The following is a 23040-nucleotide window of genomic DNA, read 5'->3' as shown; positions in this document are numbered from 1 at the left end:
TTTTTTGTGCCTGAGTGGATCATTTAGGCTGGGCACCCTTTTCGAGCAAGGATGCTCATGATGCATTTACTGCTAGCGCTTTTACTCAGTATTTTACCCAGCGTGGGGTGGGCCGAGGAGTGTCCCGACGCAGCCCGGGCACAGGTCAAGACCTTGGCCGAACAGATACGCTTGTGGGACGACAGCTACCACCGCCTCAACCAATCACCCGTCAGCGACGAACTCTATGACCAGGCGCGTCAACGCCTGGCCCGCTGGCGCCAATGTTTCCCCGATTCTCTAACGAAACCCGACAAGCCACTGGCGAGTTCACGCGGCACCCACGTTCACCCCATTGCCCATACGGGTCTAGAGAAGCTGCTCGATGAACAGGCGGTCGGTACCTGGCTGCAAACACGCGAAGAGGTATGGATTCAACCCAAGGTGGATGGCGTGGCGGTGACGCTGGTCTATCAACGAGGTCGCCTGCGGCACGTGATCAGCCGGGGCGACGGCTTGATGGGCCGCGACTGGTCAGTGTCCGCGCGCAGGATCCCCGGCATTGTCCAGCAACTGCCGGAGCCTATCGACCTGGTGCTGCAAGGCGAACTCTATTGGCGACTCGACGACCATGTGCAATCGGCAAACGGCGGGCTCAATGCCCGCAGCAAGGTGGCCGGGCTGATGAGCCGCCTGCATCTGAGCGACGCCGACGCTGCCGGTATAGGCCTGTTCGTGTGGGCGTGGCCGGAGGGGCCTGACTCGTTTACCGAGCGCCTGGCCACACTGGCACGCTGGGGTTTTACCGATAGCCGACGCTACAGTCAGCCCATCCGGGATATCGCCGAAGCCACGCACTGGCGCGCCTATTGGTACAACCATCCATTGCCATTCGCCAGCGATGGGGTGGTGCTGCACCAGGCGCAGCGCGCACCCGCCAAACGCTGGCAAGCCAGCGAACCTTATTGGGCGGCGGCCTGGAAATATCCGGCTGCCAAGGCCCTGGCACTGGTGCGCAGTGTGCAATTCAAGATCGGTCGCACCGGACGCATTACGCCCATGCTTGAGCTGGAACCCGTGCGGTTGGATGACCGGCAGATCAGCCGGGTGAGTACCGGTTCATTGAAGCGTTGGCAAGCGCTGGATATCCGCCCTGGCGACCAGGTTTCCATCAGCCTGGCGGGCCAGGTGATCCCGCGACTGGATGAAGTCATCCTGCGAAACACTCACCGAGCAGACCTGAAAGTGCCTGATCCACGGGACTTTCATGCGTTGAGCTGCTGGCAACTGGACCCTGGCTGCGAAGAGCAGTTACTCGCGCGCCTGACCTGGCTGAGCAGCAATCAAGGCCTTGCATTACCCCATATAGGCCGCGAGACCTGGAACATATTGATCCAGGCCGGTCTAATCGCAGGCTTTCTCGATTGGTTAACCCTGGATGCGGCAGAGCTTGCTAACATTAATGGCTTGGGTGATCGCAGCCGCGCGCGCGTGCTCGAAAGCCTCCACAACGCGCGGCAACAGTCCTTTGCTCAATGGCTCAAAGCCTTGGGCGTACCGCCTGCGGCACGCAACAACCTGGAAGGCGACTGGCAGACGCTGGTCGCGCGCGACACCCAGGCCTGGCTGGCCATCGATGGCATCGGCCCGGGCCGCGCGGCGCAACTGAGCGCTTTTTTCCGCGACCCGCAAGTACAGGCCTTGGCAGACACATTACACGTGGCCGGCATCGACGGTTTTTGAACCCGAGCCGACCATCAGATTGCGACCTTGGAGCTCCACATGAAATTTCTAGCCCCCTTTGCCCTGCTGACCGTCGCAAGCTTCATGGCGACACCCCTGCTGGCCGCCGAAGAGGCCCCTCAGCTCACCGGCTGCGCTGCCAAACGCCAAGCCATCAGCACGCAGATCGAACAGGCCAAGGCCCACGGCAACAGCGCCCAGCAAGCCGGCCTGGAAAAAGCCCTGAGCGAAGTCACCGCCAATTGCACCGACGCGTCCTTGAAGAAGGAGCGCGAAAACAGGGTGCTTGATGCCAAGCATGAAGTCAGCCGCCGTCAGGCCGACCTCGACAAGGCCATGAAAAAAGGCGACGCAGACAAGATCAACAAACGTAAGGACAAATTCGCCGAGTCCCGCAAAGAACTGCAGGACGCAGTGGAAGAACTCGATCAGTAAAACCGGTCAGTGGTCCCGGAACTGCTTATGGCAGGCGCTGCAGGCATCTTCGACTTTCTGCACTGCCGGCCCCAGGTTGCTGGCTTTGTAAGGCTGAACCTGGCTCGCGGTCACCAATTCACCGGTGGCCGCTTCAAGGTCGCGGGCCAGTTGCTGGAATTGCGCCTGCTTCTGCCAGACATCATCCTTGGCACTGGTGTGATCTTCTTCGCGCACGCTCGGAAAATGCTTCCAAGGCTCATGGGACAACGCGTCCAACTTGAGCGCGCCTTCGGCAAATTTGGCGCCGTCGAACGGGATACGCCCACGCAGCATGCCGCCCAGGTCTTCGCCAGTCTTGAGCATCTGTTTGAAGATCGCCTTGCGCTGGCCCAGCGGCGAATTCGGATCCACGCCGCCACAGGCGGACAGTGTCAGGCAGGCCAGCAATACAACAGTCAGTCTTTTAAAAGTCATGGTTGCTTCGAGGTCACGGGAAACGGCGGCCAGTATCCTCGCCCCGCCCGCAAAGACCAATAGCCCTATTAATAATAAGGGTTGCCCAGCAGCGTTGCGACGCGGGCAACCGCTTCAGGAAGTGTTTGTATGAATGTCACCTTGAAACCCTGGAGCCGGCGCCTGGCGTGGGCTCTGCCGATGATCGCACTGCTGGCCGGCTGCGACGCGGGCAAAGAAACAGCCAAAGATGAAACACCCAAGCCCCACGCCGTCGCCACTTATGTCAATGCGCCGTGGGAAGCGTTGCCGGCGGTGTCCGACAGCGACTTGCTGGCGGGATTTGAATCCTGGCGCAGCGCCTGCCAGCGCCTCAAGGCGGACCCGATCTGGGGTGCGACGTGCGCAACCGCTGCGACCGTGCCCGCTAATGCTGCGGCGGTGCGGGGCTTCCTCAAGGAGCGTCTGGATGTGTTCGGCCTGCGCTCTGCCGACAACACGCCCAACGGCTTGATCACCGGCTACTACGAACCGGTCTACCCCGGCAGCCTGACCAAGACCGCCAAAGCCAACGTGCCGGTATACGGCGTGCCGGATGACCTGATCATCGTCAACCTGGAAAGTATCTACCCTGAACTCAAGGGCAAGCGCCTGCGCGGTCGCCTGGAAGGTCGTGTGCTCAAGCCTTACGACGATGCCAACGCCATCAACGGCCAGGGTTCCACGGCCAAACCGATTGCCTGGCTGACGGACCCGATGGACCTGCAATTCCTGCAAATCCAGGGATCTGGCCGCATCCAACTGGCGGGTGGGCGCCAACTGCGCGTCGGTTATGGCGACCAGAACGGCTACCCCTATCGCCCTATCGGCCGCTGGTTGGTGGAGCAAGGCGAGCTGAAGAAGGAAGACGTCACTATGGGTGCCATCAGTGCCTGGGCCAAGGCGCACCCGCAGCGCATTCCGGAACTGCTGGCGAGCAACCCGAGCTACGTGTTCTTCAGCGCGCGCCCCGACAGCAACGAAGGCCCGCGCGGCTCGTTAAACGTGCCATTGACCGCCGGCTACAGCGTGGCGGTGGATCGCAAGGTGATTCCGCTGGGCAGCCTGTTGTGGCTGTCGACCACCAAGCCCGACGGTTCGCCAATCGCACGGCCCGTCGCGGCACAGGACACCGGTGGCGCGATCACGGGTGAAGTGCGTGCAGATTTGTTCTGGGGCACCGGCGATGCGGCGGGTGAACTGGCTGGGAATATGAAGCAGCAGGGGCAGATCTGGATGTTGTGGCCAAAGGGTGCAGCGTTACCCCAGGTGCCTGATGCGCCTGCGGGGAACTAAGGGACGCTGAAAATCCAAAATGTGGGAGCGGGCTTGCTCGCGAATGCGGTGTATCAGCCACCTATGTACTGACTGGCACTCCGTATTCGCGAGCAAGCCCGCTCTCACAGGGGATCTTCATCAACCCGTCAGATCGAGACGAAGAAAAAACTCGCAATCAACGCCATCCCCACGAACCACACCAGCGAACGCAGCATCGCCCAGTCTGCCAAGTAGCAGATGATGTACAGCAGGCGGCTGGTGATAAACAGCACGGCCAACACATTGATGGTCACCAATTCGGCCGTGCCGGCCAGGTGCGCGATGATCACTGCCGCCGCGAAGGCCGGCGTGACTTCGAAACTGTTGAGCTGGGCACTGTGGGCACGCTTGGCAAACCCTTCAAGGGTGTCCAGGAAAGCACGCGGGTCATGGTTCTGCCGTGGGCCGAACTTGCCACCGCTGAACTTGGCCACACCTGTGCACAGGTAGGGTAGAAAAATTGCGATCAACACACACCAGAAAGCGACCGTCATCACACATTCCTTTTGTAGTTTTAAACAGCGATTAGAGTTTTAGCACTATAAATACCAAACCGCACTCACCCGCTATGAGCCCTGGCTCACCCAAAGGTTCTATGGCGTTTTATCCAATGCCTTGCAACATCGCGTCTGTGGCGCGGTCCATCCCCCCAACAACGCACTGCCACCCAACTTCCAAGGACCCCGGATGCTTGAACTTGTCGCCGCCTTTATTTGCCTCACCACCCTGCTCACCTATGTGAACTTCCGCTTTATCGGCCTGCCGCCCACCATCGGTGTGATGGTCACGGCCCTGTTGTTTTCGCTGATCCTGCAAGGCTTGAGCGTTCTCGGTTACCCAGGCCTGGAAGAGCGCATCCAGCAGTTGATCGGCCAGATCGACTTCGGCGATTTGCTGATGAACTGGATGCTGTCGTTCCTGCTGTTCGCCGGCGCCCTGCACGTGAACCTGAACGACCTGCGCAGCTATCGCTGGCCCATCGGCCTGCTGGCGACCTTCGGCGTATTGATCGCGACCGGGGTGATCGGCAGCCTGGCGTATTACATCTTCGCCCTGTTTGGTTGGCATGTAAGCTTCCTTTACTGCCTGCTGTTCGGTGCGCTGATTTCGCCTACCGACCCGATTGCGGTGCTGGGTGTATTGCGTACGGCCAATGCCTCGAAACCGCTGAAAACCACCATCGTCGGCGAATCGCTGTTCAACGATGGCACCGCCGTGGTGGTCTTCACCGTATTGCTGGGTATCGCTCAATTGGGTGAAACGCCCACCCTCGGCGCCACCGCCATGCTATTCGCCCATGAAGCCATCGGCGGCGTGGTGTTCGGCGGGCTGATTGGCTACCTGGTCTACCTGATGATCAAGAGCATCGAGCAGCACCAGATCGAAGTGATGCTGACCCTCGCCCTGGTGATCGGCGGCTCGGCGATGGCCACCGAACTGCACGTCTCGGCACCGATTGCGATGGTGGTCGCCGGCCTGATCATCGGCAACCTGGGCCGCAAGCTGGCGATGAATGACATGACCCGTCGCTACCTGGATGGCTTCTGGGAATTACTCGATGACATGCTCAACGCCCTGCTGTTCGCCCTGATCGGCATGGAGCTGCTGCTGTTGCCGTTCAATTGGCTGCATGTATTCGCCGCCAGCCTGCTGGCCGTGGCAATCCTGTTGTCGCGCCTGTTGACGGTGGCCCCGGCGATTCTGTTGCTACGGCGCTGGCGCACGGTGCCACGCGGCACCATCCGCATCCTGACTTGGGGAGGTTTGCGTGGCGGTGTATCGGTAGCGTTGGCACTGGCATTGCCGCTGGGCCCGGAGCGCGACCTGCTGCTGAGCATCACCTACATTGTGGTGCTGTCGTCGATCCTGTTGCAGGGGTTGACCATTGGTCGAGTCGTAAAACGCGTAGCCGAACCGCAGTAAGCCCTACACCATACGTTTGTCCATCGACGCTCTGCACAGGTGTTCAAGCAGATGCCGCATCGCCACCGGGCGGCGCGGCGTCGAGCTATGCATGACAACCAAGTCCCGCGCATAGCGAGGCGCGTCGTCGACCGGCAAGACGGATAGGCCACTGCATGACATCCCCGCCCACTGCGGTACCAGTGATACACCCATGCCTTGGGCGACGAGTATGGCAAGGTTTCCAAGGCATCCAACTCGCACAACACCTGTGGATCAAAGGACTGGTCCTCCAGGTAACGCTGGGCAATCTGCCCACCCCACGACCGAGCGTCGTAGCGGATCATTGGCTGTTCACGCAGCAATGCTTCCAACGTCTGCGTGCCCCACTCAGTGGGAGCAATCAGAATCAACGGTTCGACCCGCACCAAAGTCGCCGCCAACGCCTGATGGCTCTATTCCAAGCGCCCCGCAAAGCGTGCGCTCGAGCCTATGCGGGGTGATTTCAGATCTTTTCCTCACGCTGAGGATGCTGTTTCCCTGCGCCTGGGTGAGTACCAGAAGGCGCCTTGGTTTCGCTGCGAATCTGCGCGTGGCTGATCAACGCAAAGATAAAGCTGCCGCCAATGATATTGCCTGCCAAGGTCGGTCCGGCAAACACCAGCCAGAAGTCCTTCCACGCCAACTCGCCAGCAAACACCAAGTACGACACTTCCGCCGAGCCCACCACGATATGGGTAAAGTCCCCCAGCGCCATCAGGTAGGTAATCAAGATGATGATGAACATCTTGGCGCTTTCCATCGACGGGATCATCCACACCATGGTCGCGATCATCCAGCCGGAGATGATGCCTTTGGCGAACATCTGGCCAGCGTCGTTTTCCATGATCTTGCGCCCGATCTCGAGGAAGGCCTGGTCAGTCCGGGTATCGAAGATCGGCAGGTGCAGCATCACATACGCCACCAGCAGGGTGCCGCACAGGTTGCCGACCAGCACCACTGTCCATAACCGCAACAGTCGCCCGGCGTTGCCCAGCGTGGGCTTGCTCATTACCGGCAACACGGCCGTCAGGGTGTTTTCAGTAAACAATTGCTGGCGCGCGAGGATCACCGCCAGGAAGCCTGCGCAGTAACCAAAACTGGCGATCACCTTGAACGCTTCACCATCCGGCAGCCGCGAGTTCAGCAACCCCATCGCCATCAGCGACAACCCCATGGTCAACCCGGCTGCCAAGGCCGACCACCACAAGGCGGCGACGCTGCGCTCCAACTCCTGGTCGCCCTGGGTGCGGATGATTTCATGCAACACCGCCGCGCGAGGCGGCTGATTCTTGTCGACGTCCTGTTGCTCTTCCTGCGACAGGTTGGGGGTTTTGCCTGATTCGTCGGTGGCCATGATCTTCCGGAGTCCAAAGGGTGCGTGTAGCTACGACACGCCGCCGCGATGGCTGTTCAGTGGCCAGGCAACTAAACCTGCAACCTCCAGGCCTTGGCCATCTCCACGGTGGTTGAACGGGAGGCCTTGTCCCAGGAATTGTTACGCGCTTTGTAACTGTCAACGAGGGTGTCGAGTACCCGATTGAATGCGGCGGGTGTGGTGGCCCATGCCAGGTCCCGAGCCGCACGGTGCAACAGTTCAACATTGGATTTGGGCTGGCCGGGTCGAAACAGCGACGGGTAGATCACCTCCCCCGTGAAGTTTTCAGCTTTTATCGCAATATCACGCACGCTCATCTCAGCGACAGCCTTGCCAATGACCTTGGACATCGGCAATGCACCGCCTGCGATCTGTCTGGCCGCCACTTGCAGCAACTGCTGAAAGTTGGGTTGATTGGCGACGTTGAGGCGTCGCGCCAACCAATCAATTTGCTCAGGACGCTGGGCCAGGGCATCGAGATTACGCAGGGACGATAAGATTCTCGGCGTGAGCACCAGCGCGCCCTTTGCCTGGTTAGCCTCGGCAATCGAGGCATCCAGTACTTGCAACGCCTGTTGCGCGGTTTTCCGAAACATCAGCACATCCGAGGCGGCCGGGTCTTTTTGCAGCGCTGGCTGCACGCTGGCAAGCATTGCATCATCCATGGCCAACACCGCATCACTCAGCGACTGGAACGAGTGCTGCTCCAGTGCCGTGGTGCGGCGCTCCAAATGCGCATCTACCACCTGGCGCGCCTTCGCTTGCAGATGTTGCTTCTGCTCATCCTGCATCGTGAAGTTGACCGTGCCCGTGAGCAGCCCTCGAAAATCGCCTTTTTCGGTCTTCAGGGGCAATGTCACGATCTGCTCGGCGAACGCCTCGAGCTTTTTGTCTTGGAAGGCTTCAGCAGCCGTATGCGCAACGCCTGTGATGCGCTCTGCCACGCTGCCGAGAAAACTGCCACTGCGCGCTCGCGTATCAGGTGCGTCGGACTCGAACTTGACGATCAGCGACTCAGACTTGGCCAGAGGGCTCTCGGGAAACAACCGATCCACCCCCCCTGGCGCCGGGGTATTGAGCAGCAAGCCACCGTCCTTGAACGCGGTGCTTTCAGCTGAAGCCTGAAAACCGTGTCCTTGTTCCACCGGGCTTTTGAACACCAGCGGCAACGAACCGGAAATATGCGCCGCCCGGGCGATGTCCATCTGCGGGGTCAGGCTGGCATTGAACACCACCAACTGTGGACGGCCAGCGAACATGCCAGTGCCGGTGATGTTGAGTTGCTTGATTGCGGGAATGTGTCGGTTCAACACCTCAAGATCGCCAAACGTAGGGCCACTACCGGCACTCAACCTGTCAGCAATGCGCATGACTTCGGCCGAGCGGGTTTCCCGAGGGGTTCGCGCGATATGCCCCAGAATCGACCTGCGCGACTCGTTGCGGACCAGTTCATCAAGGGGAAATGCCTCACTCTGCAGGCGCGGCAGCAAGGTCATCAACAACTGAGAGGTACTACCGACGGCGCCGGGCAAGCGCCCCACAAGCTTGCCCAGTGTCGAACTGGCTTCCTGCATCCAGGCCGTCACGGCGTCTGTGCTGTTCAGCAGGCTGGGCAAATCTATACCGTCCGACAACCGGTCGAACGCTTCAGCGCCCATGCCACTGGCAATCAAGGCCGCCGAAATCGCACCGGCAGATGAGCCGGAGATCGATTGGATACCTTGCAACTTCTGGGTATCTTCAAGTGCCCGCACCACCCCCGAGAAAGCAATGCCCTTGGCGCCACCCCCACTGAGTACCAAGCTGGTGACAGGGGGTGCCGATAAAAAAACGTCTACCCGTCCCTGCTGATCACGCATGAGTGTCACATTGCGCGCGCCAACCCCCTCCACCAGCGGCGTCCCGACCACTTGATGGGTCGTGGAAGACGCCTTTTCAGTCAATGAGGGTTGGGTCTTGGCAATCGAGTTAAACACTTTCATCCATGGGCTCTCTCTACAGGGTGTAGTCCTGAGTGATGAGAGCGCCCGGGAAAGATCCGCGCGGAATGATTTGGTAAAGCAAATCAGGCCGCTGCTGGGTTACTCGGGAAGGCTATCGTCCTTGAATTGGTCCTTCACATACCTGATCTCGGTGCGACCGTGGGGCGCCGGCAAACCGTCTTCACCCAGGTTGACGAAGACCATCTTCTCTACTGTGAGGATGCTTTTGCGGGTGATTTTGTTGCGCACTTCACAGGTCAGGGTGATGGAAGTGCGCCCAAATTCGGTAGCCGTAATGCCCAGTTCGATGATGTCGCCCTGGCGCGAGGCGCTGACGAAGTTGATTTCGGAGATGTACTTGGTCACCACGCGCTGGTTGCCCAGTTGGACAATGGCGTAGATCGCGGCTTCTTCGTCGATCCAGCGCAGCAGGCTGCCGCCGAACAGAGTACCGTTGGGGTTGAGGTCTTCGGGTTTTACCCATTTGCGGGTGTGGAAGTTCATGGTCACTCCAAAGCGTCTTGCCGAATGATGGGCAACATCATGGCAGAGCCTGGGCCCAAGCTCTACGCGCCATTGCCTATCAACCCCATCAGCGATCTTCATATGGCCGACGGAAAGGCTTGGGAAGTCTGGCGCACACAGCTATAATCGGCGCCGTTTCAAAACGGTCATCTCTAGTTGATACCGTTCTCCCGCCACCTGTCCGAGGGGCGCTGCAGCAGGTTCAACCTGTCAGGCTCGGATGGGGCGTTGTCCGGCCTGGTTAGCCAGCTGGATACTAAACGCACAACGGCGCCCATTCGCACACTACGAATGGAGGCTCTTCATGAGCGCAGTAAACACGCCTGCAGATTTCAACGACTACAAAGTCGCCGACATGTCCCTCGCCGCCTGGGGCCGTCGCGAAACCTTTATCGCCGAATCCGAAATGCCTGCCCTGATGGGTCTGCGCCGCAAGTACGCCGCTGAGCAGCCGCTCAAAGGCGCGAAGATCCTCGGCTGCATCCACATGACCATCCAGACTGCCGTGCTGATCGAAACCCTGGTTGCCCTGGGTGCCGAAGTACGTTGGTCGTCTTGCAACATCTTCTCGACTCAAGACCAGGCCGCTGCCGCTATCGCTGCTGCCGGTATCGCCGTATTCGCCTGGAAAGGCGAGACCGAAGAAGAGTACGAGTGGTGCCTGGAGCAAACCATCCTCAAGGATGGCGCGCCTTGGGATGCCAACATGATCCTCGACGACGGCGGCGACCTGACCGAGCTGCTGCACAAGAAGTATCCGCAGATCCTGGACCGCGTCCACGGTGTGACCGAAGAAACCACTACCGGCGTACACCGTCTGCTGGACATGCTGGCCAAGGGCGAGCTGAAAATCCCGGCCATCAACGTCAACGACTCGGTGACCAAGAGCAAGAACGACAACAAGTACGGCTGCCGTCACAGCCTGAACGATGCCATCAAGCGTGGCACCGACCACCTGCTGTCGGGCAAGCAAGCCCTGGTGATCGGCTACGGTGACGTGGGCAAGGGTTCGTCCCAGTCCCTGCGTCAGGAAGGCATGATCGTCAAGGTTTCCGAAGTTGACCCGATCTGCGCCATGCAAGCCTGCATGGACGGTTTCGAAGTGGTTTCGCCGTTCATCAACGGCCAGAACGACGGCACCGAAGCAAGCATCGACAAGGCGCTGCTGGGCAAGATCGACCTGATCGTGACCACCACCGGCAACGTGAATGTTTGCGACGCAAACATGCTCAAAGCCCTGAAGAAGCGTGCTGTTGTCTGCAACATCGGCCACTTCGACAACGAAATCGACACCGCTTTCATGCGCAAGAACTGGGCATGGGAAGAAGTGAAGCCACAGGTACACAAGGTTCACCGTACCGGCGCAGGTGATTTCGACCCGCAGAACGATGACTACCTGATCCTGCTGGCTGAAGGCCGCCTGGTTAACCTGGGCAACGCCACTGGCCACCCAAGCCGCATCATGGACGGCTCGTTCGCCAACCAGGTGCTGGCGCAGATCTTCCTGTTCGGCCAGAAGTACGCCGACCTGTCGCCTGCCCAGAAGGCCGAGCGCCTGACCGTGGAAGTACTGCCGAAGAAACTCGACGAAGAAGTGGCCCTGGAAATGGTCCGTGGCTTCGGCGGCGTCGTGACTCAACTGACCAAGACCCAGGCCGACTACATCGGCGTGACGGTCGAAGGTCCGTTCAAGCCGCACGCTTACCGTTACTGATTTGCCTGCTGCCCGCCCTCCGTGTGAGGGCGAGCTTTTGTAGGAGCTGGCTTGCCGGCGATGGTTTCACCTCGGTTTTGCTGAGCCACCGAGGCGCTTGCATCGCCGGCAAGCCAGCTCCTACATGAATTGCGCACGTCTTTCAGGCCTTTGAGTTTCCAAGGATACGACCATGTCCCAAGATCGTCGCTACAGCTTCGAGTTCTTCCCGACCAAGACCGATGCTGGGCATGAAAAACTGATGGCCACGGCCACCCAGTTGGCCAGCTACAACCCCGACTTCTTTTCCTGCACCTACGGCGCCGGCGGCTCGACCCGTGACCGCACGATCAACACCGTGTTGCAGCTGGAAAGCCAAGTCAAAGTTCCCGCCGCTCCGCACTTGTCGTGCGTGGGCGACAGCAAGGACGACCTGCGCGGCCTGCTGACCCAATACAAGGCCGCCGGCATCAAGCGCATCGTCGCCCTGCGCGGCGACCTGCCGTCCGGCATGGGTATGGCCAGCGGTGAGCTGCGCCACGCCAATGACCTGGTGAGCTTCATCCGTGAAGAAACCGGCGATCACTTCCATATCGAAGTGGCGGCGTACCCGGAGATGCACCCCCAGGCACATAGTTTCGAAGACGATCTGCAGAATTTCGTGCGCAAGGCCAACGCCGGCGCCGACAGTGCGATCACCCAGTACTTCTTCAACGCCGACAGCTACTTCTACTTCGTCGAGCGTGTGCGGGCGATGGGCGTGAACATCCCGATCGTGCCGGGCATCATGCCGATCACCAACTACAGCAAGCTGGCGCGCTTCTCCGACGCCTGCGGTGCAGAGATCCCACGTTGGGTGCGCAAACAACTGGAAGCCTATGGCGACGACGTCAAGAGCATCCAGGCGTTTGGCGAGCAGGTCATCAGCACTATGTGTGAAGATTTGTTGCAAGGTGGCGCGCCAGGGTTGCACTTCTATACCCTGAACCAGGCTGAACCCAGTCTTGCCATCTGGAACAACCTCAAGCTGCCACGCTGAAGTTTGTCCGACTGTGCCAAGGCCTTCGTCTCTACGAGGGCCTTCGTCGTTTTACGTGCCCACGGAACCCAGCAGTCCATGAATACAGTGCCCACGACTTCCCGCCCGCAACTGGTCTACCTGGTCTTCGGCTCCGAGACCTACCACCAGGAAGCGGTGTTCAGCATCGCCAGTGCGCTGGCCTTCCTGCAGGACACCCCGGACGCCGCCGTGGATATCCAGGTATTCAGCGACAACCCCGAGCCCTATCGCCTTTTGCCCGTGCGCGTACGCCCGCTGGACGAAGCCACGCGCAAGCGCTGGAGCGAGCCCCACGGCTATCACTTCCGCACCAAGCATGTGGTGTTGCGCCAAGTGCTGGAAGAGTCCCCGGTGGCGATGCTGATCGACACCGACACCTTCTTCCATCATTCACCCTTGGACCTGTTCGAGCGCGTGCAGCCTGGCACCCTGTTGTGCAACGCCTTCTACACCAAGTACGGCGATAACCACGAAAGTATTCTTTACACCGCCCTGCACCAGCGTCTGTTGGATATGGGTGTGGCCGACGATGACATGATGACCCTCAATTCCGGGGTCATGGGCCTGACGCAACAGGACGCGCACATCCTTGATCGCTCCATCGAGTTGATGGACGAACTGTTTCCCCATGCCCAAGGCGCCTACACCCTTGAAGAGTTCTGCCTGTCGATCGCGGCCTATCGCACGGTCAACGTGCGCGAATGCCCGGACCTGATCCACCATTACTGGAGTCGCAAGCAACTGTTCCGCGCCAAGGTCAAGGCCTGGATCGCCAAGCATGCGTCAGCCCCGACCAGCGCATTGGCACTGGCCGACACTCGCCAGGTCTCCTCACACCTGCCACGCCCTCCCCGCCTGCAACGCCTGCTGTACAAGCTGATCACGCTGGTATTGCCCAAACACCAGCAGCAGTTCATCCGCGAAATTCTCTATGGTTGCTACGAGCACGAGAACGAATTCGACCAAGCCTGTGGCCCGGTTTGGTGGGACAAGGCCCGACAGAACCTGGAAGAACGCCAGAAACGCCCGCTGGAAGCCCACCAGTTGGAACACTGGTTCGCCAACCCCGTGGTGCGCCTGATTCTCGGCGAACGCCGCGCGGCGATCTATGAGCATTTGATGACGTCGCCGACCCAATAGCCCCGCCTGCGGATGCGCGTGCCAGAGCTTCTCTTTAAGGCAGGAGCATCGTAACCTCAGGGCATGCCCGTCATTCTCAAGTTGTTGACCGCCGCCCTCTTTACTTGCCTGAGCCTGGCCGCTTATGGCGAGAAACTGCGTATTGTCACCGAGCCATGGGCGCCTTATGTGTACGACGACAAAGGCACCATGCGCGGCCTGGACTACGAGGCCACCGTCATCGTATTCCAGCGCCTGGGCATTGAGGTGCAATGGCAGTTCCTGCCCTGGAAGCGCTGCCTGGCCATGCTCGACCAAGGGCATGCCGACGGGGCGCTGGATATTTTCCACAGCCATGAGCGCGACGCCTTGCTGCTGTACCCCAGCGAACCGCTGTCGGAGGTGGAGTTCGTGCTGTTCTACGCCAATGAGCGCCCCCACCCCGTTCAAAGCCTCGAAGATCTGCGCGGCCTTACTGTCGGTACGTCGCCGGGGTATCTGTACGGCGCAGCATTCAGCGATTCCACCCTGTTCAACCGCGAGCCTGCCCCCAGCCATGAGGCCAACTTCGGCAAATTGATGCTCGGGCGCATCGACGTGGTGATCACGGACCGCCGGGTGGGCCAGCATGTGATCAAGGCGCTGGGCCTGGAAGGCAAGGTCAGCCAGGCTCCCGTGGTGGTCAGCCGCCAGCAGCAGTTCCTCGCGGTGCGCCGTGGCGCGGGCATGGACCTGTTGGTACAGCGCTTTGCCGCCGAGCTCAAACGCTTCAAACAAGAACCAGCCTATAGCGTCTTGAGCGCCAAATATGGTGGAATCCAAGCGATTACGGGGTCTGGACACACCGTTGAGCAGCAGGAAAGCAGCGCGCCGTGATTGCTCTGTTATACTCCGGCCTTTCCGCCAGGCTCACGCCCGGCCGCTGAGGTCTTGAAAAAGGCACCCAACCCCGCTACAGCGCAGCTTTCAGCCCGCGCGAGCCGGTGGAGTGCCCGCCAGACGCAGCAGGACCGGACGGGATTTCGCTCCCCTAAGCGTCATTCACGCCCGGCAAGATTATCCCTTTGGGCCAAGCCCTAACTAAAACAGGATTACTCATGTCCTTTGCTTCCCTCGGTCTCTCCGAGGCTTTAGTCCGCGCCATCGAGGCAGCGGGCTATACCGAGCCTACTCCGGTGCAACAGCGGGCCATTCCCGCCGTGTTGCAAGGTCGCGACCTGATGGTCGCGGCTCAGACAGGTACTGGTAAAACCGGCGGCTTCGCCCTCCCGATTCTGGAGCGGTTGTTTCCCAATGGTCACCCGGACAAATCCCAGCGTCACGGCCCGCGCCAACCGCGCGTACTGGTCCTGACCCCCACCCGCGAACTCGCAGCCCAAGTGCACGACAGCTTCAAGCTGTATGCCCGCGACTTGAAGTTCGTCAGCGCCTGCATCTTCGGCGGCGTCGGCATGAACCCACAGGTTCAGGCCATGTCCCGCGGCGTGGACGTGCTGGTCGCGTGCCCGGGTCGTTTGCTCGACCTGTGCGGCCAAGGCAGCGTCGACCTGTCCCACGTGGAAATCCTCGTACTGGACGAAGCCGACCGCATGCTCGACATGGGCTTTGTCCATGACGTGAAAAAAGTCCTCGCCCGCCTGCCGGCCAAACGTCAGAACCTGCTGTTCTCGGCCACGTTCTCCCAGGACATCACTGCCCTGGCCGGCAAGCTGCTGCACAACCCGGAACGCATCGAAGTCACGCCGCCGAACACCACGGTCGAGCGCATCGAGCAACGTGTCTTCCGCCTGCCAGCCAGCCACAAGCGTGCGCTGCTGGCCCACCTGATCACCGCCGGTGCGTGGGAACAGGTGCTGGTCTTCACCCGCACCAAGCATGGTGCCAACCGTCTGGCCGAGTACCTGGACAAGCACGGCCTCACCGCCGTCGCCATCCACGGCAACAAGAGCCAGAACGCGCGCACCAAGGCCCTGGCTGACTTCAAGGCCGGCACCGTACGCATCCTGGTCGCCACCGATATCGCCGCCCGCGGCCTGGATATCGATCAGTTGCCACACGTGGTCAACTTCGAGCTGCCGAACGTCGATGAAGATTACGTGCACCGTATCGGCCGCACCGGCCGTGCCGGTCGTTCGGGTGAAGCCATCTCCCTGGTTGCGCCGGACGAAGAAAAACTGCTGAAAAGCATCGAGCGCATGACCAAGCAGAAAATCGCCGACGGCGACCTGATGGGCTTCGATGCCAGCGCCGTGGAGGCTGAGAAGCCTGAAGCGCGCGAGCGTCCGGACGTGCGCAACCCGCGCAACCCACGCGGTCCGAAGGGCGATGGCCCGAACGGCGGCGGTGGTGGCGGCGGTCGTCGCGACAAAGGCAAAGACAAAGGCAAGGAAAAATCCGCCTCCAGCGGCCGTGGCGAACGCCCAGCCCGTGAGCAGAAACCCCGTGAAGGCACCCCGGCCCGCGAACAGCGCCAGCCGAGCCAGCCACCTCGCGCTGCTGCCGACCGCGCTCCGGACGAGTTCCTCGACGACGATGTGGATAACTTCGGTAACCGCGTTGACTACGTGCCACAGGCCAAACCGGCCCAAGGCCGTGGCCGTCGTCCAGGTGCCCCGGCACAGGGCGCAGGCGCAGGCGCCCCTCGCGGCGGCCAGCCACAAGGCGGTCGCCAGAACGGCCCGCGCAACAGCAGCGGCGGCACCACCGGTACGCCGCCAGCCAAGCGCAACGGCCCGCGTAACGGTGCACCCCGTGACGGCCAGGCTCGCCGCGAAGACTCGCGCAGCAACAACCGTCGCCCAGCCCGTGACGACCAGCCTCGCTCCTCCGAACCGGCCGTGCAGAACCCACGCGGTGGCCCGGCGCCAAAGATCATCCACAAGGAGTCGAAGGCTGATCGCTTCCCGACACCCGAGCAGTTGGATCAACTGCCAGGCCGTCCTCGTGGTGAAAAACCAGCGTTGCTGACGCGCAACCGCTAGTTTAAAAACGCCAAAAAAAATGCCTCGCATCGAAAGATGCGGGGCATTTTTTTAGCGCTTTGAAACTGTAGGAGCCGGCTTGCCGGCGATAGCGGTCATTGGGTCACTGCAAACCTCAAGGGCCTCATCGCCGGTAAGCCGGCTCCTACGTACGAAGCATTACTTCGTCTTAACACCTTCCAGTGAGATGTCCAGATCCACGGTCTGCGAGGACGGGCCTGGGCCTTTGATGCCGAAGTCGTTCAGGTTGACAGTGGTCTTGGCGTTGAAGCCGGCACGCTCGCCGCCCCACGGGTCTTTGCCCTCACCGTTGAAGGTGGCCTTGAAGGTCACCGGCTTGGTCACGCCATGGAAGGTCAGGTCGCCGGTCACGTCAGCGGTTTTGTCGCCGGTGGACTTGACTGCGGTGGAGACGAACTTGGCATCAGCGAACTTGGCAACGTCCAGGAAATCTTTGCTGGCGATGTGCTTGTCACGCTCGGCGTGGTTGGACCACAGGCTAGCGGTTTTCACGTCGACCGCGATTTTGCTGGCCTCAGGCTTGGCGGCATCCCAGCTGAAGGTGCCATCCCAATCCTTGAAGGTGCCGTGGATGAAGCTGTAGCCCAGGTGGCTGATTTTCCAGTCGATGAAGGCGTGCTGGCCTTCTTTATCGATCTTGTAGTCAGCAGCCATCACCTGACCTGCAGTCAGCAGGGCAGTACCAATTGCCAGCGCAGCGAGTGTCTTTTTCAACATGCTTTCTATTCCTTGTGAGTCGAGGTTGAACATCAGGCTTTGCGCCCCAGCATACGAACCAGGGTCGCATCACGATCGATAAAGTGGTGTTTCAACGCAGCCACGCCGTGCAAGCCGGCGAAGACCACCAACACCCAAGCGAGGTACAGATGCACCAGGCCGGCGTTATCTGCCTGGTCCGGTAGTCCGGAAACCACAGCAGGAATCTCAAACAGGCCAAACACCGGGATACCGACACCGTCTGCGGTGGAAATCAGGTAACCGGCGATCATCACGGCAAACAACCCGAGATAAAGGAACCCGTGGCCGAAGGCAGCGCCGATACGGGTCATGCGGCTGTAGCTGGCCAGCGGTGGCGGCGGCGGGCTCACCAGGCGCCAGACAATACGCACCAGCATGATGGCGAACAGCGTGATGCCAATGCTCTTGTGCAAGTCCGGCGCGTCTTTGCGCCAGGCGCTGTAATAGTCGAGACCGACCATCCACAGGCCCAGGGCGAACAAGCCAAACACCACCAGGGCCACGCCCCAGTGCAAAACCATGCTGACCCAACCATAGCGGGCCGGTGAATTGCGTAACTGCATGTACTTAATCCCGTAGTAGTGCGCCCAAGACTAGCGATTTACCTATCGAATTAAAGCGGAAAATTTCGCTTTGAAATATCGAGAAATACGATCAACAGCCTATGCATAATAAATTAACAAGGGATTAAGACTATTCCTAAGATACGTGACAGACCGTCCTGCCTTTACCGTCAATTCATAGGTAATGGCTTGTGACACAGCCATGCATTGCATAGGCTTGCGCGATTGTTTTACCTGCGCCCGCCGCAGGACCGCTTCGAGGAGATCACCGATGGGCTTGAACAACCAGTGGATGCAACGCGACCTCGCGGTGCTGTGGCATCCCTGCACCCAGATGAAAGACCACCAGCAACTGCCGCTGATCCCGATCAAACGCGGTGAAGGCGTGTGGCTGGAAGACTTCGAAGGCAAGCGCTACCTCGATGCCGTCAGTTCCTGGTGGGTCAACGTGTTTGGCCACGCCAACCCGCGCATCAACCAGCGCATCAAGGACCAGGTCGACCAACTGGAACATGTGATCCTCGCCGGTTTCAGCCACCAGCCGGTGATCGAGCTGTCCGAGCGCCTGGTGCAAATGACGCCTGAAGGCCTGACCCGCTGCTTCTATGCCGACAACGGCTCGTCCTGCATCGAAGTCGCGCTGAAGATGAGCTTCCACTATTGGCTCAACCGCGGCCTGCCAAATAAAAAGCGCTTCGTCACCCTGACCAACAGCTACCACGGCGAAACCATTGCCGCAATGTCGGTGGGCGACGTGCCGCTGTTCACCGAGACCTACAAGGCGCTGCTGCTCGACACGATCAAAGTGCCAAGCCCCGATTGCTACCTGCGCCCCGAAGGCGTGAGCTGGGAAGACCACTCGCGCACGATGGCCCAGGTGATGGAACAGACCCTCGCCGAGCACCACGACACCGTCGCCGCCGTGATCATCGAACCGCTGATCCAGGGTGCCGGCGGCATGCGCATGTACCACCCGGTGTATCTCAGATTGCTGCGCGAAGCCTGCGATCGCTACGGCGTGCACTTGATACACGACGAAATCGCCGTAGGCTTCGGTCGCACCGGCAGCATGTTCGCCTGTGAGCAGGCCGGCATCCGCCCGGACTTCCTGTGCCTGTCCAAGGCCCTCACCGGCGGTTACCTGCCGTTGGCCGCCGTAGTCACCACCGATGACGTGTACGACGCGTTCTACGACGACTACCCGACCCTGCGCGCCTTCCTGCACTCCCACAGCTACACCGGCAACCCGCTGGCGTGTGCGGCAGCATTGGCGACCCTGGATATCTTCGAAGAAGACAACGTCATCGAGAACAACAAGGCCCTGGCCCAGCGCATGGCCACCGCCACCGCGCACCTGGTGGACCATCCGCACGTGTCGGAAGTGCGCCAGACCGGCATGGTGCTGGCTATCGAAATGGTGCAGGACAAGGCCACCAAGGCCGCCTACCCCTGGCAGGAACGCCGTGGCCTGAAGGTGTTCGAGCACGCCCTGGAACGCGGCGCACTGTTGCGGCCTCTGGGCAGCGTGGTGTACTTCTTGCCACCCTATGTGATTACGCCGGAGCAGATCGACTTCCTTGCTGAAGTGGCCAGCGAAGGCATCGATATCGCCACCAATAGCAAAGTGAGCGTCGCCGTTCCAGACAATTTCCACCCCGATTTCCGCGACCCAGGCTAGCCCCCTTGTAGGAGCCGGCTTGCCGGCTCCTACAGGGATTTGCCATCGCTCCCATTTTCCAGAGAACAGAAATGAGACTGTCCCGCTTTTTCACCGACACCCCGCTGAGCATTGGCGATCACGAACTGCCGGAAGCCCAGGCGCACTACATCAGTCGTGTACTGCGCATGGGCGAAGGTGACGCCGTGCAATTGTTCGACGGCTCCGGCCAGGAGTTCCGGGGCAGCCTGCTGGAGGTCGGCAAGAAACGCGTCACTGTGCAGCTCACCGAAAGCTTCGCCGGCCAGACCGAATCGCCGCTGCATATCCACCTCGGCCAAGGCCTGTCCCGTGGCGAGCGCATGGATTGGGCGATTCAGAAAGCCACCGAACTGGGCGTCAACGCCATCACACCGATTTTCAGCGAGCGCTGCGAAGTGCGCCTCAAGGACGAACGCGCCGACAAACGCCTGCTGCACTGGCGCCAGGTGGCGATCAGCGCCTGCGAGCAATGCGGGCGCTCCACGGTGCCGGTGATTCACCCACCGCTACTGCTGGCGGATTGGTTGAAACAGACCGAAGCGGACTTGAAGCTGGTGCTGCACCCGGTGGCCGAGCCAATGGTCAGTCACGCCAAGCCTTCCAGCCTGGCCTTTCTGATCGGCCCTGAAGGTGGGCTGAACGATAATGAAGTCGACAGCGCCCAAGCCGCTGGCTACCACGCCGCCCGCCTCGGGCCGCGGGTGTTGCGTACCGAGACGGCGCCGGTGGTGGCGTTGGCAGTCGCCCAACAGTTGTGGGGCGATTTCTAGGGTTTACTCCACTGGGTCGCTGACCGGCTTGGCAATGATCGCCTTCAACTCGCTGGTCATCGGGAATTCCAGGTTCAGGCCCTTGGGCGGAATCGGCTGTTCAAACCAGCGCTGGTAAATCCCGTTGATCTCGCCACTGCTGTACAGGCCGGCGAGTGTTTCGTTGACCACCGCCAGAAACTGCGGGTCGTCCCTTGCGCACCATGCAACTGTAGATTTCCCGCGATTGCTCCTCGCCCACCACGACCCAGTTGTGTGGGTCCTTGGCCTTGGCGCGCTCGCCGTAGAGCAACGCGTCGTCCATGTAGAACGCCACAGCGCGGCCTGTTTCGAGCATCTTGAACGCTTCGCCGTGGTCCTTGGCGCTGATCACGAACATGTTGGTCTTGTGCTCGGCGTTGTAGCTTTTCAGGAAACGCTCATTGGTGGTACCGGCGGTGGTCACCACGTTCTTGCCTGCCAGGTCGGGAAAGCCTTTGATGCCGCTGTCCTTGGCCGTGAGCAATTGCCCCTTCACGTAGATAAACCCGTAGGAAAACGCCACTTGTTTCTGCCGCTCGGCGGTCACGCCGGTGGAGCCGCATTCCAGGTCGACGGTGCCGTTCTGCACCAGCGGGATGCGGGTCTGGGAAGTCACCAGGTTGTACTTCACATTGAGCTTGGCCACCCCGGTTTTCTGCTGGATGCGCTCGACGATCTTGTTCGCCAGCTCCACCGAATAGCCCATGGGCTTGCCACTGTGATCCCCCACATAGGAAAACGGCACCGACGCATCGCGATAGCCCAAGGTTATAGACTTGGCGCTGGCGATCTTGGCCAGCGTGCCGTCCAGCGGCGCTTGATTCGCATAGGCCTGTGCGCTGAACAAAAGCCCCAGGGTGCAGCCGGTCAACAGGATCTTTTTCATTGTTATTCTCCGTTGGTCTTTGAAGTTACTTACGTACAGCGATCACACTGATTTCCACCAGCACACTCGGTCGCGCCAGTTCTGCTTGCAAGGTGGTGCGCGTTGGCGCCATGCCGGGCGACAGCCAGGCTGACCACTCGTCGTTCATCGGCGCAAAACCTGCACCGATGTCTTTCAGGTAAATCGTCGCGTTGAGCAAGTGATCCTTGTCGCTGCCTGCCTGGGCCAACAGCGCATCGATCTTGGCCAGCACTTCGCGGGTCTGCGTGGCCACATCCTGGCCTTCACCGGGCACTTGGCCCGAGAGAAACACCAGGTCCTTGAAAATGGCCGCGCTACTCAGGCGTTCATTGCTGCTGATTCGGGTGATGGTCATCGGTGCATCCTCATGCAGCGCGGGGCGCAAGGCCCTGCATATCAATGGAAGGGGCGCGCTGGCTGATCAGCTCGGCCAGCAGTTGGCCGCTACCGCAGGCCAGGGTAAAACCGAGAGCGCCGTGGCCAAGGTTCAGCCACAGGTTGCGATACATACTGGCACCAATCAGCGGTACGCCAGTCGGGGTGGCGGGGCGCATACCGGCCCACTCCACCGCATGGGTGTAATCGCCCGCCAGTGGAAAGGTCTCCAGAGCCTGACGTTTCATCAACGCAAGGCGCTTGGGTTCAAGGCGGGCGTCGAAGCCAACGATATCCACCATCGCGGCTACCCGCAGTTGCTCACCAATACGCGCGTAGACGATCTTGCGGTCGTAGTCGGTGATGCTCACATTCGGCGCCTGATGTTGCGTGCCAATCGGCACGCTGAGGCTGTAGCCCTTGAGCGGGTACAGCGGCAACGGCACCCCCAACTCGGCGCTGCGATACCCGGCCGCCAGCACCAGATGCTCGACCGGCATGACCTCATCGCCCAACTCGATGGCCTGCACCACTCCGCCAGCCTGACGAATGCCGGTGACCTTGCGACCCAGCAAAAATCGGCATCGTCCCGACGCTTCCAACCGCGCCGCCAACTGCTGGCAGAACGCATGACAATCACCGACCTCCTCATTGGGCGTGTAGATCCCGCCGACAAAACCACCGCCCGCCAGCGCGGGTTCCAAGCGTGCGCAATCGGCGGCCGAAAGCACTTGCTGTTGCAGGATATCGGCGACCTTGCTGCGCGCCTGTTCAAAAGAGCCGGCATTGCGGAAGGTCACCAGCTTGCCGTTGCGCCGCCAATCGAAGCCATCCAGGTGATCTTCGTCACGCCACTGCTGCAGGGTGTCCTGGCTCAGGGATGCCAGGCGCAGCAGGTGCGCGGCGTTGCGTTTGTTCACCGAGCCACGGCAGGCACCGAGAAACGCCGCCATCCAGCGCCACTGTTGCGGGTCGAGACGCGGGCGCAGCTTCAAGGGCGAGTCACCTCGCAACAACCAACCAATGGCTTGCAGCGGCACACCGGCATCGGCCAGTGGCGCGACGTAGCGATAAGACAGCTGCCCACCGTTGGCAAAGCTGGTCTCGCTGCCCAGGGTCTGGCGCGCATCGATCACCGTCACCTCATGACCTGCACGCACCAACGCATAGGCGCTGGCCAGACCAATCACTCCACCCCCGATGATGCACACCATTGCCGCCACCCGCCGTTGAATCAAGAGGCCTCAAGCCTAGGGGCAGGTGACAGGTCGCCGACAATGAATAAAGATGGCTAACCTATAAACAAAGGTTATGGACTT

The 23040-nt window shown here is 60.6% G+C and carries 20 protein-coding genes, 1 pseudogene and 1 riboswitch; of the genes and pseudogenes, 11 read left to right on the top strand and 10 right to left on the bottom strand.

Annotation, left to right across the window (positions count from 1 at the left end; translation table 11 throughout):
* Positions 1 to 57: 57 nt before the first annotated feature.
* Together ligB and WH299_RS12740 are read left to right on the top strand one after the other, a co-directional pair.
* Positions 58 to 1722 carry an NAD-dependent DNA ligase LigB gene (gene ligB / locus WH299_RS12745; protein ID WP_339550428.1) on the top strand — a complete coding sequence of 555 codons (1665 nt, stop codon included), beginning with the start codon at positions 58 to 60 and terminating at the stop codon, positions 1720 to 1722.
* Between the two features lie 39 nt (positions 1723 to 1761).
* On the top strand, positions 1762 to 2157 hold the full coding sequence (locus WH299_RS12740; RefSeq protein ID WP_339550426.1) for a DUF1090 domain-containing protein: 396 nt from the start codon (positions 1762 to 1764) through the stop codon (positions 2155 to 2157).
* A 6-nt stretch (positions 2158 to 2163) separates the two neighbouring features.
* Here WH299_RS12740 and WH299_RS12735 read toward each other — a convergent pair whose 3' ends face one another.
* On the bottom strand, positions 2164 to 2613 hold the full coding sequence (locus tag WH299_RS12735) for a c-type cytochrome (protein ID WP_339550424.1): 450 nt from the start codon (positions 2611 to 2613) through the stop codon (positions 2164 to 2166).
* Positions 2614 to 2742: 129 nt separating this feature from the next.
* Here WH299_RS12735 and mltA point away from each other — a divergent pair, with 129 nt between their 5' ends.
* Positions 2743 to 3927 carry a murein transglycosylase A gene (gene mltA, locus WH299_RS12730; protein WP_122729572.1) on the top strand — a complete coding sequence of 395 codons (1185 nt, stop codon included), beginning with the start codon at positions 2743 to 2745 and terminating at the stop codon, positions 3925 to 3927.
* A 128-nt stretch (positions 3928 to 4055) separates the two neighbouring features.
* On the opposite strand, the gene WH299_RS12725 is transcribed toward mltA, so the two are convergent.
* Positions 4056 to 4442 (bottom strand): MAPEG family protein, encoded by a 387-nt coding sequence (locus WH299_RS12725; RefSeq protein ID WP_010207167.1) that lies wholly within the window; start codon positions 4440 to 4442, stop codon positions 4056 to 4058.
* 193 nt (positions 4443 to 4635) lie between these two features.
* Here WH299_RS12725 and WH299_RS12720 point away from each other — a divergent pair, with 193 nt between their 5' ends.
* Positions 4636 to 5871, top strand: coding sequence for a cation:proton antiporter (locus WH299_RS12720; protein WP_028618265.1), 1236 nt, complete (start codon positions 4636 to 4638; stop codon positions 5869 to 5871).
* Between the two features lie 484 nt (positions 5872 to 6355).
* On the opposite strand, the gene WH299_RS12710 is transcribed toward WH299_RS12720, so the two are convergent.
* The 3 genes from WH299_RS12710 to WH299_RS12700 form a co-directional block, all read right to left on the bottom strand.
* Positions 6356 to 7246 (bottom strand): formate/nitrite transporter family protein, encoded by an 891-nt coding sequence (locus WH299_RS12710; protein ID WP_122729574.1) that lies wholly within the window; start codon positions 7244 to 7246, stop codon positions 6356 to 6358.
* Between the two features lie 71 nt (positions 7247 to 7317).
* On the bottom strand, positions 7318 to 9249 hold the full coding sequence (locus tag WH299_RS12705; protein WP_339550421.1) for a patatin-like phospholipase family protein: 1932 nt from the start codon (positions 9247 to 9249) through the stop codon (positions 7318 to 7320).
* 99 nt (positions 9250 to 9348) lie between these two features.
* Entirely contained in the window at positions 9349 to 9753 is a 405-nt protein-coding gene (locus WH299_RS12700) for an acyl-CoA thioesterase (protein ID WP_010207175.1), read from the bottom strand.
* Positions 9754 to 9951: 198 nt separating this feature from the next.
* Positions 9952 to 10057, top strand: a riboswitch (S-adenosyl-L-homocysteine riboswitch).
* Between the two features lie 21 nt (positions 10058 to 10078).
* On the opposite strand from WH299_RS12700, the gene ahcY reads away from it, so the two are divergent.
* From ahcY to WH299_RS12675, 5 genes are all read left to right on the top strand, one after another.
* Positions 10079 to 11488, top strand: a complete 1410-nt coding sequence (gene ahcY / locus WH299_RS12695) for an adenosylhomocysteinase (protein WP_016977735.1) — start codon at positions 10079 to 10081, stop codon at positions 11486 to 11488.
* Between the two features lie 172 nt (positions 11489 to 11660).
* Positions 11661 to 12506: a methylenetetrahydrofolate reductase [NAD(P)H] gene (gene metF / locus WH299_RS12690; RefSeq protein WP_028618271.1), complete on the top strand. Its 846-nt coding sequence runs from the start codon at positions 11661 to 11663 to the stop codon at positions 12504 to 12506.
* Between the two features lie 78 nt (positions 12507 to 12584).
* A complete protein-coding gene (locus WH299_RS12685) occupies positions 12585 to 13667 on the top strand; it encodes a hypothetical protein (protein ID WP_339550420.1) in 1083 nt (360 codons plus the stop codon).
* Positions 13668 to 13730: 63 nt separating this feature from the next.
* Entirely contained in the window at positions 13731 to 14522 is a 792-nt protein-coding gene (locus tag WH299_RS12680) for a substrate-binding periplasmic protein (RefSeq protein ID WP_122729591.1), read from the top strand.
* A 221-nt stretch (positions 14523 to 14743) separates the two neighbouring features.
* Positions 14744 to 16627: a DEAD/DEAH box helicase gene (locus WH299_RS12675; protein WP_122729593.1), complete on the top strand. Its 1884-nt coding sequence runs from the start codon at positions 14744 to 14746 to the stop codon at positions 16625 to 16627.
* Between the two features lie 159 nt (positions 16628 to 16786).
* On the opposite strand, the gene WH299_RS12670 is transcribed toward WH299_RS12675, so the two are convergent.
* Positions 16787 to 17365: a YceI family protein gene (locus tag WH299_RS12670; protein ID WP_339550418.1), complete on the bottom strand. Its 579-nt coding sequence runs from the start codon at positions 17363 to 17365 to the stop codon at positions 16787 to 16789.
* A 32-nt stretch (positions 17366 to 17397) separates the two neighbouring features.
* Positions 17398 to 17949 carry a cytochrome b gene (locus WH299_RS12665; RefSeq protein WP_028618276.1) on the bottom strand — a complete coding sequence of 184 codons (552 nt, stop codon included), beginning with the start codon at positions 17947 to 17949 and terminating at the stop codon, positions 17398 to 17400.
* Between the two features lie 271 nt (positions 17950 to 18220).
* On the opposite strand from WH299_RS12665, the gene WH299_RS12660 reads away from it, so the two are divergent.
* Positions 18221 to 19627 carry an adenosylmethionine--8-amino-7-oxononanoate transaminase gene (locus WH299_RS12660; RefSeq protein WP_339550416.1) on the top strand — a complete coding sequence of 469 codons (1407 nt, stop codon included), beginning with the start codon at positions 18221 to 18223 and terminating at the stop codon, positions 19625 to 19627.
* A 71-nt stretch (positions 19628 to 19698) separates the two neighbouring features.
* Positions 19699 to 20418, top strand: a complete 720-nt coding sequence (locus tag WH299_RS12655; RefSeq protein ID WP_123474965.1) for a 16S rRNA (uracil(1498)-N(3))-methyltransferase — start codon at positions 19699 to 19701, stop codon at positions 20416 to 20418.
* A 3-nt stretch (positions 20419 to 20421) separates the two neighbouring features.
* Here the strand turns inward: WH299_RS12655 and WH299_RS12650 are convergent.
* The 3 genes and pseudogenes from WH299_RS12650 to WH299_RS12640 all read right to left on the bottom strand — a co-directional run bounded on the left by WH299_RS12650 (position 20422) and on the right by WH299_RS12640 (position 22944).
* Positions 20422 to 21325: pseudogene (locus WH299_RS12650) on the bottom strand (transporter substrate-binding domain-containing protein).
* A gap of 25 nt (positions 21326 to 21350) precedes the next feature.
* Positions 21351 to 21701 carry a RidA family protein gene (locus WH299_RS12645; protein ID WP_126569519.1) on the bottom strand — a complete coding sequence of 117 codons (351 nt, stop codon included), beginning with the start codon at positions 21699 to 21701 and terminating at the stop codon, positions 21351 to 21353.
* A 10-nt stretch (positions 21702 to 21711) separates the two neighbouring features.
* Complete coding sequence (locus WH299_RS12640; protein ID WP_323623041.1) at positions 21712 to 22944, bottom strand: D-amino acid dehydrogenase; 1233 nt, start codon at positions 22942 to 22944, stop codon at positions 21712 to 21714.
* Between the last annotated feature and the right edge of the window lie 96 nt (positions 22945 to 23040).

It is taken from the genome of Pseudomonas sp. MYb541 (genome assembly GCF_037479595.1).
GTDB lineage: Bacteria > Pseudomonadota > Gammaproteobacteria > Pseudomonadales > Pseudomonadaceae > Aquipseudomonas > Aquipseudomonas canadensis.
This window is presented reverse-complemented; position numbering and strand designations above follow the sequence as displayed.